This is a genomic window from Kosakonia beeri, from assembly GCF_054165705.1.
The window spans coordinates 4,697,977-4,709,999 of record NZ_CM135106.1 but is presented as its reverse complement, the minus strand read 5'-3'; the positions used below and the strand labels follow the sequence as shown (position 1 = coordinate 4,709,999).

General features: G+C 53.9%; 13 protein-coding genes. 9 read left to right on the top strand and 4 right to left on the bottom strand.

Annotated elements, in window-relative coordinates; all coding sequences use genetic code 11:
* Positions 1–17: 17 nt before the first annotated feature.
* The 7 genes from dapF (at position 18) to corA (ending at position 6,678) form a co-directional block, all read left to right on the top strand.
* Complete coding sequence (dapF, locus tag ACUY4S_RS22270) at positions 18–842, top strand: diaminopimelate epimerase (RefSeq protein ID WP_458023195.1); 825 nt, start codon at positions 18–20, stop codon at positions 840–842.
* Entirely contained in the window at positions 839–1,546 is a 708-nt protein-coding gene (locus ACUY4S_RS22265) for a DUF484 domain-containing protein (RefSeq protein WP_458023179.1), read from the top strand. Before dapF ends, ACUY4S_RS22265 begins: the two co-directional genes overlap by 4 nt.
* Positions 1,543–2,445: a tyrosine recombinase XerC gene (xerC, locus tag ACUY4S_RS22260; protein WP_458023178.1), complete on the top strand. Its 903-nt coding sequence runs from the start codon at positions 1,543–1,545 to the stop codon at positions 2,443–2,445. Before ACUY4S_RS22265 ends, xerC begins: the two co-directional genes overlap by 4 nt.
* The gene (gene yigB / locus ACUY4S_RS22255; RefSeq protein ID WP_458023177.1) at positions 2,445–3,161 is read left to right on the top strand and encodes a 5-amino-6-(5-phospho-D-ribitylamino)uracil phosphatase YigB; all 717 of its coding nucleotides are present in this window, start codon (positions 2,445–2,447) and stop codon (positions 3,159–3,161) included. The genes xerC and yigB overlap by 1 nt, the downstream gene beginning before the upstream one ends.
* A gap of 48 nt (positions 3,162–3,209) precedes the next feature.
* Entirely contained in the window at positions 3,210–5,372 is a 2,163-nt protein-coding gene (uvrD, locus tag ACUY4S_RS22250) for a DNA helicase II (protein ID WP_458023176.1), read from the top strand.
* A gap of 148 nt (positions 5,373–5,520) precedes the next feature.
* The gene (gene ysgD / locus ACUY4S_RS22245) at positions 5,521–5,577 is read left to right on the top strand and encodes a YsgD/CorL family protein (protein ID WP_369407361.1); all 57 of its coding nucleotides are present in this window, start codon (positions 5,521–5,523) and stop codon (positions 5,575–5,577) included.
* A gap of 150 nt (positions 5,578–5,727) precedes the next feature.
* On the top strand, positions 5,728–6,678 hold the full coding sequence (corA, locus tag ACUY4S_RS22240) for a magnesium/cobalt transporter CorA (RefSeq protein WP_458023175.1): 951 nt from the start codon (positions 5,728–5,730) through the stop codon (positions 6,676–6,678).
* 39 nt (positions 6,679–6,717) lie between these two features.
* On the opposite strand, the gene ACUY4S_RS22235 is transcribed toward corA, so the two are convergent.
* The 4 genes from ACUY4S_RS22235 to yigI form a co-directional block, all read right to left on the bottom strand.
* Complete coding sequence (locus ACUY4S_RS22235) at positions 6,718–7,110, bottom strand: DUF2628 domain-containing protein (RefSeq protein WP_458023174.1); 393 nt, start codon at positions 7,108–7,110, stop codon at positions 6,718–6,720.
* A 35-nt stretch (positions 7,111–7,145) separates the two neighbouring features.
* Entirely contained in the window at positions 7,146–7,523 is a 378-nt protein-coding gene (locus tag ACUY4S_RS22230; RefSeq protein WP_458023173.1) for a hypothetical protein, read from the bottom strand.
* Positions 7,524–7,637: 114 nt separating this feature from the next.
* The gene (gene rarD, locus ACUY4S_RS22225) at positions 7,638–8,534 is read right to left on the bottom strand and encodes an EamA family transporter RarD (RefSeq protein WP_458023172.1); all 897 of its coding nucleotides are present in this window, start codon (positions 8,532–8,534) and stop codon (positions 7,638–7,640) included.
* Between the two features lie 55 nt (positions 8,535–8,589).
* Positions 8,590–9,057 carry an acyl-CoA thioesterase YigI gene (gene yigI / locus ACUY4S_RS22220; RefSeq protein ID WP_458023171.1) on the bottom strand — a complete coding sequence of 156 codons (468 nt, stop codon included), beginning with the start codon at positions 9,055–9,057 and terminating at the stop codon, positions 8,590–8,592.
* Positions 9,058–9,224: 167 nt separating this feature from the next.
* Here yigI and pldA point away from each other — a divergent pair, with 167 nt between their 5' ends.
* Both pldA and recQ read left to right on the top strand, forming a co-directional pair.
* The gene (pldA, locus tag ACUY4S_RS22215) at positions 9,225–10,094 is read left to right on the top strand and encodes a phospholipase A (RefSeq protein ID WP_458023170.1); all 870 of its coding nucleotides are present in this window, start codon (positions 9,225–9,227) and stop codon (positions 10,092–10,094) included.
* 68 nt (positions 10,095–10,162) lie between these two features.
* Positions 10,163–11,989: an ATP-dependent DNA helicase RecQ gene (gene recQ, locus ACUY4S_RS22210; RefSeq protein ID WP_458023169.1), complete on the top strand. Its 1,827-nt coding sequence runs from the start codon at positions 10,163–10,165 to the stop codon at positions 11,987–11,989.
* The last annotated feature ends 34 nt before the right edge of the window (positions 11,990–12,023 follow it).

The following is a 12,023-nucleotide window of genomic DNA, read 5'->3' as shown; positions in this document are numbered from 1 at the left end:
CGTAAATGGAGTAGATGATGCAGTTCTCAAAAATGCATGGCCTTGGCAACGATTTTATGGTCGTCGACGCGGTGACGCAGAATGTCTTTTTCTCCCCTGAATTGATCCGTCGCCTGGCGGATCGCCATCTCGGCGTGGGGTTCGATCAACTGCTGGTGGTTGAACCGCCTTACGATCCCGAACTGGATTTCCACTACCGTATTTTCAACGCTGACGGCAGCGAAGTCTCACAGTGTGGCAATGGCGCCCGCTGTTTTGCCCGTTTTGTGCGTCTGAAAGGCCTGACGAATAAACGTGACATCCGCGTCAGTACGGCGAACGGTCGCATGATATTGAGCGTAACGGACGATGATCTGGTGCGCGTGAATATGGGCGAGCCTAACTTCGAGCCGTCGCAGGTACCGTTTCGCGCTAACAAAGCGGAAAAGACCTATATTATGCGGGCGGCGGAGCAAACAGTATTGTGCGGCGTCGTATCAATGGGCAATCCACACTGCGTGATCCAGGTTGATGACGTAGAGACTGCACCGGTAGACGTACTGGGGCCGATCATGGAGAGTCACGAGCGCTTTCCTGAACGCGCCAACATCGGCTTTATGCAGGTGGTAAAACCCGAGCATATTCGTCTGCGCGTCTATGAACGCGGCGCCGGTGAAACGCAGGCCTGTGGAAGCGGAGCCTGTGCAGCTGTGGCTGTCGGTATTTTGCAAGGCGTGCTGGCGGAAGAAGTGCGCGTCGAGTTACCTGGCGGTCGACTGGATATCGCATGGAAAGGCCCGGGCCAACCCTTGTTTATGACTGGCCCGGCGGCACATGTTTATGACGGGTTTATTCATCTATGAAGCAACCAGGGGAAGAACTGCAGGAGACGCTCACTGACCTGGAAGAGCAGGCGGTTGTGGCGTATTTGCTGCGTCATCCTGATTTCTTTATCCGCAATGCGAAGCTGGTGGAACAAATGCGCGTACCGCATGCAGTACGCGATACCGTTTCGCTGGTCGAATGGCACATGGCGCGGTCGCGCAATCACATCAATGTGCTGGAAGAAAATATGACCTTGCTGATGGAGCAAGCCAGCGCTAACGAAGGTTTGTTCTATCGGCTGCTGCGTTTGCAGAGTCGGCTGGCATCGGCCTCCAGTCTGCAAGAGATGCTTAACCGATTTCACCGCTGGGCGCGCGATTTAGGGCTGGCAGGCTCGACGATCCGTCTGTTTCCCGATCGCTGGCGTCTCGGTGCCCCGTCGGGTTTTACGCATCTTGCCCTTTCCCGGCAGGCCTTTGAACCGCTGCGCATTCAGCGTCTTGGCCAGCAGCACCATTACCTTGGGCCATTAAACGGACCGGAATTGTTACTGCTGTTGCCCGACGCCAAAGCCATTGGCTCGGTCGCTATGTCGCTGATGGGTCAGGACGGCGATCTGGGAGTGGTGCTGTTCAGCAGCCGTGATGTTCACCATTATCAGCAAGGGCAGGGCACGCAGCTATTGCAGGAAATCGCGCAGATGCTGCCGGATCTCCTGACGCGCTGGATCGAGCGCGCATGAACGACTCCCCGCTGTTCCCGGCTGTAACCCGCTTTTTGCGCTACCTTGGCGTTGAGCGCCAGCTCAGCCCCATGACGTTGTTGAATTACCAGCGACAGCTGGATGCCATTATAGCTTTGGCACCTGAAATCGGTCTGAAGAGCTGGCAGCACTGTGATGCAGCACTGGTGCGAGCGATTGCGGTGCGAAGTCGGCGTAGCGGGTTAGGCGCGGCAAGTCTGGCATTGCGTCTCTCCGCGCTTCGCAGCTTCTTTGACTGGCTGGTGAGCCAGGGCGAACTCGCGGCAAACCCGGCAAAAGGTGTTTCAGCCCCGAAAGCGCCACGGCATCTGCCAAAAAATATCGACGTCGATGACGTCAACCGTCTGCTGGACATTGACGTCAACGATCCATTGGCGGTGCGCGATCGGGCGATGCTGGAACTGATGTACGGCGCAGGTCTGCGTTTATCTGAACTGGTTAATCTGGATATTAAGCATCTGGATCTGGAAAGCGGCGAAGTGTGGGTGGTGGGTAAAGGTAGCAAAGAGCGGCGCTTACCTATCGGTCGCAACGCGGTTATCTGGATCGAACACTGGCTTGATTTACGCGGCCTCTTTGGCGCTCAGGAAGATGCGCTATTCCTGTCGAAGCTGGGCAAACGCATTTCGGCGCGGAACGTGCAAAAACGGTTTTCCGAGTGGGGGATCCGCCAGGGCCTGAACAGCCATGTGCATCCGCATAAACTGCGGCACTCTTTTGCCACCCATATGCTCGAGTCGAGCGGGGATTTGCGCGGCGTGCAGGAACTGCTTGGCCATGCCAATTTGTCCACCACACAAATTTATACCCATCTTGATTTTCAACACCTTGCATCGGTGTACGACGCCGCGCATCCGCGCGCCAAACGGGGGAAATAATGCGTTTTTACCGCCCATTGGGTCAGATCTCCGCGATCACCTTCGACCTGGACGACACTCTTTATGACAACCGGCTGGTGATCCAACGAACCGAGCAGGAAGCGCTGGCTTTTGTACAGCGTTACCACCCGGCGCTAAGCGCTCTGGAAAATAAAGAATTTCAGCGCCTGCGCCAGTCGCTACGTGAAACCGAACCCGATATTTACCATGACGTTACCGAATGGCGGCGGCGCGCGGTTGAACAGGCCATGCTGAATGCCGGCCTGACGGAGGAGGAAGCTGCCGCAGGCGCGAATGCCTCAATGGTCAATTTCGCCAAATGGCGCAGCCGTATTGACGTGCCGCAAGAGACGCACGACACACTGGCGAAACTGGCAAGTAAATGGCCGCTGGTGGCGATCACCAACGGGAATGCGCAGCCGGAGCTTTTTGGTCTGAACGACTATTTTAAATTCGTGTTGCGCGCGGGTCCGCACGGGCGCGCCAAGCCATTCAGCGATATGTATCATCTGGCTGCCGAGCGCCTGGGTCTGGCGGTGGGTGACATTTTGCACGTTGGCGATGACCTGACGACAGACGTTGCCGGGGCGATCCGATGCGGTATGCAGGCGTGCTGGATCAAGCCGGAAGGCGCGGATCTGTTACAAGCTGCGGATAGCCGCTTGTTGCCGCATGTCGAAATTTCGCGGTTGGCATCCCTCACGACGCTGATATAATCACCAACAGCTCTGTATAAATTTCCAGTAATTCTCGCGACGGTGCCCATGGACGTTTCTTATCTGCTCGACAGCCTTAATGACAAACAACGCGACGCGGTAGCCGCGACGCGCAGCAATATGCTGGTGCTGGCGGGCGCGGGGAGCGGTAAAACGCGGGTGCTGGTGCACCGCATCGCCTGGTTGATGACCGTGGAGAACTGTTCGCCGTACTCAATTATGGCGGTGACCTTCACCAACAAAGCAGCGGCGGAAATGCGCCACCGTATCGGCCAACTGATGGGCACCTCTCAGGGCGGCATGTGGGTCGGTACTTTCCACGGGCTGGCGCACCGCCTGCTGCGTGCGCACCATATGGATGCCCGACTGCCGCAGGATTTTCAGATCCTCGACAGCGAAGATCAACTGCGCCTGTTGAAGCGCCTGATCAAGGCGATGAACCTTGATGAGAAGCAGTGGCCGCCGCGCCAGGCCATGTGGTACATCAATGGTCAGAAAGATGAAGGCATCCGCCCGCACCATATCCAAAGTTTTGGCAACCCGGTGGAGCAGACCTGGCAGAAAGTGTACCAGGCTTATCAGGAAGCCTGCGATCGCGCCGGGCTGGTGGATTTTGCCGAACTGCTGCTGCGCGCCCATGAGCTGTGGCTGAATAAGCCGCACATTTTGCAGCACTACCGCGAACGTTTTACTAACATCCTGGTGGACGAATTCCAGGATACCAACAACATTCAGTACGCCTGGATCCGCCTGTTGGCGGGGGACACGGGCAAAGTGATGATCGTCGGCGACGATGATCAGTCGATCTACGGCTGGCGTGGCGCACAGGTTGAGAACATACAACGTTTCCTGAAAGATTTCCCCGGCGCGGAAACCATCCGACTGGAACAAAACTACCGTTCAACCAGCAATATTCTCAGCGCCGCTAACGCTCTGATTGAAAATAACAATGGGCGTCTGGGCAAAAAGCTGTGGACCGATGGCGTGGACGGTGAGCCGATTTCTCTCTATTGCGCTTTCAACGAACTGGATGAAGCCCGCTTCGTCGTCAACCGGATCAAGACCTGGCAGGATAACGGCGGGGCGCTGGAAAAATGCGCCATTCTCTATCGCAGTAATGCCCAGTCCCGTGTGCTGGAAGAGGCGCTGCTACAGGCGAGTATGCCGTACCGCATTTATGGTGGCATGCGCTTCTTCGAACGCCAGGAGATCAAAGATGCGCTCTCCTATCTGCGTTTAATAGCTAACCGCAATGATGATGCTGCGTTTGAACGTGTGGTGAACACGCCGACGCGCGGCATTGGCGATCGTACGCTGGATGTGGTGCGTCAGGCTTCCCGCGATCGCCAGTTGACGCTATGGCAGGCAACACGAGAGCTATTACAGGAAAAGGCACTGGCAGGGCGTGCAGCCAGCGCGTTGCAACGTTTCCTCGAACTTATTGATGCGCTGGCGCAGGAAACGGCAGACATGCCGCTGCATGTGCAAACGGACCGCGTGGTAAAAGATTCCGGTCTGCGTGCGATGTACGAGCAGGAAAAAGGCGAGAAGGGTCAGACGCGTATCGAGAACTTAGAGGAACTGGTGACGGCAACGCGCCAGTTCAGCTACAACGATGAAGACGAAGATTTGATGCCGTTACAGGCCTTCCTTTCTCATGCTGCGCTGGAAGCGGGCGAAGGGCAGGCAGATACCTGGCAGGATGCGGTGCAACTGATGACGCTGCACTCGGCAAAAGGTCTGGAGTTTCCGCAGGTGTTTATTGTCGGCATGGAAGAGGGCATGTTCCCAAGCCAGATGTCGCTGGATGAAGGTGGTCGTCTGGAAGAGGAGCGCCGGCTGGCTTATGTTGGGGTCACTCGCGCCATGCAAAAGTTGACACTGACGTATGCAGAAACGCGCCGCCTTTACGGCAAAGAGGTTTATCACCGGCCGTCACGTTTTATCGGCGAACTGCCTGAAGAGTGCGTGGAAGAGGTGCGGCTGCGTGCCAGCATCAGTCGTCCAGTGAGCCATCAACGCATGGGGACGCCGATCGCCCAGAGCGACACGGGTTACAAACTGGGCCAGCGCGTGCGGCATGAGAAGTTTGGCGAAGGCACGGTGGTTAATATGGAAGGCAGCGGTGAACATAGCCGTTTGCAGGTGGCTTTCCAGGGGCAGGGCATTAAATGGCTGGTCGCCGCGTATGCGAAGCTCGAAACCGTGTAACTTTCAGAAAAATATCATTATTTTGTAATAATCTGCTAGCCTTATACGCTGAAGGGCAAATATTGCTCTTTCGCGTTTCGTTGCGTGTTGACGCTGCATTTTTGCTGGCGTAACATGCGCGCACGATCACGCTAAGAGGACATTCGCCTTGGACACACCCAGTAGATACTGGCTCAATTTCCTGTTTTTCAGGAACAACTCCTAAGGCTATCTCCTCATGCTGATAGCCTTAGAGGTTGTCAGCGACCTGCTTTATCCCCGTCGCGCTGAGTCAGGCTGTTTAATGGTCTGAAACCCAATCGTTTCTTTGTGCCCACCGAACTGTCCGATATTTTTTGCATTGGGAGTCCCGGCCATGCTGAGCGCATTTCAACTTGAAAATAATCGTTTAACCCGCCTTGAGTCTGACGAAATCAAACATCTCGCCAGCTCCGTTTGGGTTGATTTAGTCGAGCCGGACGATGAAGAACGTACCCGTGTGCAAACGGAATTGGGTCAGAATCTGGCCACCCGACCTGAACTGGAAGACATCGAGGCGTCGGCGCGTTTTTTTGAAGACGAAGACGGCCTGCATATCCACTCCTTCTTCTTTTTTGAAGACGCTGAAGATCATGCAGGTAACTCAACGGTAGCATTTACCATCCGTGAAGGCCGCCTGTTCACTCTGCGTGAGCGAGAATTGCCTGCTTTCCGCCTCTATCGTATGCGCGCCCGCAGCCAGGAAATGGTCGACGGCAATGCCTATGAACTGCTGTTGGATCTGTTCGAAACCAAAATTGAACAGCTGGCAGACGAAATTGAAAATATTTACAGCGATCTGGAAAAGCTGAGCCGCGTAATCATGGAAGGCCAGCAGGGTGACGAGTATGACGAGGCTCTCTCGACGCTGGCGGAACAGGAAGATATCGGCTGGAAGGTTCGCCTGTGTCTGATGGATACCCAGCGCGCGCTGAACTTCCTGGTGCGCAAGGCGCGTTTACCGGCCGGTCAGCTTGAGCAGGCGCGTGAGATCCTGCGCGATATCGAATCGCTGTTGCCACATAACGAATCGCTGTTCCAGAAAGTTAACTTCCTGATGCAAGCGGCGATGGGTTTTATCAACATCGAACAGAACCGCATTATTAAAATCTTCTCGGTGGTTTCCGTCGTGTTTCTGCCGCCGACGCTGGTGGCCTCAAGCTATGGCATGAACTTCGAATTTATGCCGGAACTGCACTGGAGCTTCGGCTACCCTGGGGCGATTATCTTTATGATCCTTGCCGGGCTGGCGCCGTATCTCTACTTTAAACGGCGTAACTGGCTTTAAGATAAAAAAAGGTTCAGCCCGCAGGCTGAACCTTTTTTTTTATAAGTTCCAGGTCTGGACGCCCTTCACTTTTAGCTCGTAATACCAGATATTTGCCCGCATGGCGGTAAAAATATTGACGACGTAGCCCAGGAAGTTCATGTCAGTGATAAGAATGATGGCGATCACGACAATGTTGAGCAGCAACACTAAAATCGCTTTTTTCCACAAGCCCAGGATCAACAGGTAAATGATCGAGAAAAAGTAAGCGAAGAAGTTCATCGATACTTTAATTTTCTGCCCAAAAGTCATTTCTTTATAGGCTTCTTTCCACGCAGGGCTTTGGCCCCAGAAAGATGGCAGACCATTTTTGTCATAGAATGCAAAACGATACTTCCATTTTTCACTCAGTGAGTGGTCATTCTGATAGTCATAATTGTTAGCGGTACTCATTTTCCTCTCCTGAAATAGATATCCTGTCTAACGGATTAGTTTGTTGTTTTTAACTGCGTAGGCGCGAGAGTAAAGATAAGAAAGACCAGCAAATCAAAGCCAATATTAAGTTTGTACGCAAGACTTGCGCAGTCCGCGCCGAAGAAATAGCCAAGCACCGCTGAGACAAGATAAACCACGATCGACGCGGTGACCACGTAGCGCGCTTTAGCGCCGCTATCTCTGGAACGCTGCGCGTTAATATTCACCTTCACCCAGGTATATACCAGCATGCATATGAGCAAGACGATCGGCCACTCGTCCAGATTGAGCGCGATAGTGAGATAGATAATATGCAGAAGGATAAAGGTTAGGATATACGGTCCACGCGTCAGGCAGGTATTACCTGAAGGCAAAAAAATGCTGCGGATCATTTCCAATTCATCCTGAATAACATAAATGACGAAGCGGCAAACATAGCATTCCATTGCTAATTTTGCGACTGAGTAAAATCTATACCCTAAATTTTTGTAGGGTACTGGAGATGATCACGCCTTTTTACGCAAACCGCGCTGGGTATAAATTGCATCCATAACAAATATCGCCAGTGCCAGCCAGATAAAGCCAAATGTGACCATCTTATCCATGCCAGGATGCTCGCCGTAGAACATCACTGCCAGCAGGAACATCAGCGTCGGGCCAATATACTGGAAGAACCCCAGCGTCGACAGGCGCAAGCGGGTAGCGGCACCGGTAAAGCACAGCAGCGGGATGGTTGTCACTACCCCTGCGGCCATCAACAGCAGATTCAGTGACAGGCTGTTTTGGCCCATATGACTGGTCGGGCTGTCGGTGATGCCGAATAACCACACTGCCGCCACGGGTAACAGCCACAGCGTTTCGATCAGCATACCGGTTTGTGCATCGACGGCGATTTTTTTGCGAAGCAGGCCGTAAAACGCAAAACTGAACGCCAGGCCCAGCGCAATAATCGGCAGCGAGCCAAAGGTCCACAGTTGTACCAGTACGCCAGTTGCGGCGAGGATCACTGCTAACCATTGCATACGGCGAAAACGCTCACCTAAAAACAGCATGCCCAGCAGAATATTCACCAGCGGGTTAATAAAATAGCCGAGGCTGGCTTCAAGCATATGGTTGTGGTTAACCGACCAGATAAACAGCAGCCAGTTGCCGCCGATCAGGACAGCAGAGAGTGCCAGCAGCAGGATCTTTTTCGGCGTTTGCAGCAGCGCTTTTACACTATTCCACTGCTTGCTAATGCTGATCAGCGCGAGCATGAAGAAAAAAGACCAGATAACGCGATGCGTCAGGATTTCGTCAGCTGGAACATACCAGATCACTTTGAAGTAGGCCGGGGCAACACCCCAAATAAAATAAGCGGCCAGAGCGAGTAACACGCCCAGCCGCGTCTGTTTTGCATCCATCAGGGAAACTCTTTGCAGAAAAGTATCTTAATGTTACCTGATTTTCAGGACTGTCTCATCCCACCATATAGGTGGCGGTTGCACTGGCAATATAGACCTGCTCTTCGTTATGTAATTCCACACGGGCAACGGCGACCTTATTACCCGCTCGCAGCAAGCTACTGCTGGCGGTAAAGCGGTTGCCGCGTCCGGGCCGGAGGTAATCTACACGTAAATCGATGGTGCCCATGCGCGATAAACGTTGACGCAGTTCCTCTTCGCTGATGGTTTCATGGCGAGTCAGGGTGCTGCCGACGCACACCAGCCCTGCGGCGACATCCAGCGCCGAGGCGATCACGCCGCCGTGCAAAATGCTCTGCGCCCAGTTACCCACCATCATCGGCTGGTTAGTAAAGCTTAGCTGCGCGTAATCTTTCTCATAACGCTCCAGCTCCAGCCCTAATGCACGGTTAAATGGCATGTGATAAACAAAGATTTCGCCTACCATTTTCAACACTTCATCCGCAGTGAGGACGACTGACATAGCTACCTGATCCGATGAGTTAATGAAATGTTGATTTTATGCTTATCTTTTGTTGATTTCCACTTTCGGAGCCGATACCTGAGCAGTGAAATAATAAATATGTAGAATGCTCATGGGGAAATTCATCACCTCATCAATTTAACAATATGATTTGGAGCAGCAGACCGATGCGGACCTCTCTGGGTTGGCTTTTCGCAGTGCTTGCACTGCCGTTGATGGCATACGCGCAGGAAGCGACGGTAAAAGAAGTTCACGATGCGCCCGCCGTGCGCGGCAGTGTCATTGCCAATTTATTACAGGAGCATGACAATCCTTTTACCCTTTATCCGTACGACAGTAACTACGTTATCTACACGGATACCAGCGATCTGAACAAAGAGGCGATCAGTACCTACAACTGGTCGAAAAATGCCCGTAAAGATGAGGTGAAATTCCAGCTCAGTCTGGCGTTCCCGTTCTGGCGCGGCATTATTGGGCCAAACTCGGTGTTCGGCGCGTCCTATACGCAAAAATCCTGGTGGCAGCTGTCGAACAGTTCGGAGTCTTCACCGTTTCGCGAAACAAACTACGAACCGCAACTGTTCCTTGGTTTTGCGACGGACTATGAGCTGGCGGGCTGGACACTGCGTGACGTGGAGTTCGGGTTCAACCACGACTCTAATGGCCGCTCCGATCCGACATCCCGCAGCTGGAACCGCCTCTATACGCGTTTGATGGCGCAAAACGGTAACTGGCTGGTAGAAGTGAAGCCGTGGTATGTGTTGGGATCGACGGATGATAATCCTGACATCACCAAATATATGGGTTATTACCAGCTGAAAATCGGCTACCAGTTAGGCGATGCGATACTCAGCGCAAAAGGGCAATATAACTGGAACACGGGCTACGGCGGCGCGGAAATTGGGTTAAGCTATCCTATTACCCGGCATGTCCGTTTCTATACTCAGGTGTATAGCGGCTACGGTGAATCGCTGATTGACTACAACTTCAATCAAACGCGTGTTGGCGTAGGCGTGATGCTGAACGATCTTTTTTAAAGCATTGCAGTTTCTGTCGCAGGCGCTGAAAATAGCGCCTGTTTTTATTTCAGGCATATGGGGTCATTGTGGCGCAGGCGGAAGTATTGAATCAGGAATCGCTGGCTAAACAGGTTTTGCAAGAAACCTTCGGCTACCAGCAGTTCCGCCCGGGCCAGCAGGACATCATCGATACGGTGCTCAGTGGCCGTGATTGTCTGGTCGTCATGCCGACCGGTGGGGGAAAATCGCTGTGTTATCAGATCCCCGCGCTGGTGCTGAATGGTCTGACGGTGGTGGTTTCGCCGCTGATCTCCCTGATGAAAGATCAGGTCGATCAGTTGCTGGCGAACGGCGTGGCGGTGGCGTGCCTGAATTCAACCCAAACCCGCGAGCAGCAATTTGAAGTGCTTAACGGTTGTCGTAACGGGCAGATCCGCCTGTTGTATATTGCGCCCGAGCGCCTGATGCTCGACAACTTCCTCGATCAACTGCGGCAGTGGAATCCGGTACTGCTGGCGGTGGACGAAGCGCATTGTATTTCTCAGTGGGGGCATGATTTCCGTCCGGAATATGCCGCGCTGGGCCAGTTACGCCAGATGCTTCCCGCGGTGCCGTTTATGGCGCTGACCGCCACCGCTGACGACACAACCCGCCGCGATATTGTCAGCCTGTTGGGTCTTAACGACCCACTGATTCAGGTCAGCAGTTTCGACCGCCCAAACATCCGCTATATGCTGATGGAAAAATTTAAACCCCTCGATCAGCTACTGCGTTACGTGCAGGAACAACGCGGCAAGTCCGGCATTATTTACTGCAACAGCCGCGCGAAAGTGGAAGACACTGCCGCGCGGTTGCAAAGCCGTGGCTTCAGCGCTGCCGCGTATCATGCGGGTCTGGAAAACGACCTGCGCGCACGGGTGCAGGAGCAGTTCCAGCGCGATGATTTACAAATCGTGGTGGCGACTGTTGCTTTTGGTATGGGTATTAACAAGCCCAACGTGCGTTTTGTGGTGCACTTCGACATCCCACGCAATATTGAATCTTACTACCAGGAAACCGGTCGTGCCGGGCGTGATGGCCTGCCGGCGGAGGCGATGCTGTTTTACGATCCGGCAGATATGGCATGGCTACGGCGCTGCCTGGAAGAGAAGCCCGCCGGGCCGTTGCAGGATATAGAACGGCATAAGTTGAATGCCATGGGCGCGTTTGCCGAAGCGCAAACTTGCCGTCGTCTGGTGCTGCTCAACTACTTTGGCGAAGGGCGGCAGGAGCCGTGCGGCAACTGCGATATCTGCCTGGACCCGCCGCGCCAGTACGATGGTTTGCAGGACGCGCAAAAAGCGTTGTCGGCGATCTACCGCGTTAATCAGCGCTTTGGGATGGGGTATGTCGTGGAAGTCCTGCGCGGTGCGAATAACCAGCGCATTCGCGACATGGGCCATGACAAACTGCCGGTGTACGGGATTGGCCGCGAGAACAGCCATGAACATTGGGTCAGCGTCATCCGCCAGCTGATCCACTTAGGTTTTGCCACGCAGAACATCGCTCAGCATTCGGCATTGCAACTGACCGAAGCGGCGCGTCCGATCCTGCGTGCGGAGGTACCGCTGATGCTGGCCGTGCCGCGTATGGTCGCGTTAAAAGCAAAAGTGATGCAGAAAGCGGCGGTCGGTAATTACGATCGCAAACTGTTTGCCAAACTGCGCAAGCTACGTAAGGCCATTGCCGATGAAGAGAATATCCCGCCTTATGTCGTCTTTAACGACGCGACGCTGATTGAAATGGCCGAGCAAACTCCGCTATCGCCAGGCGAGATGCTGAGCGTCAATGGTGTGGGAACGCGCAAACTTGAGCGTTTCGGCCAGGAGTTTATGGCACTCATCCGCGCCCACGTCGACGGTGAAGATGAGTAGTCAGTCTGCGGTAAAAGTGCGAGGATAGTGACTC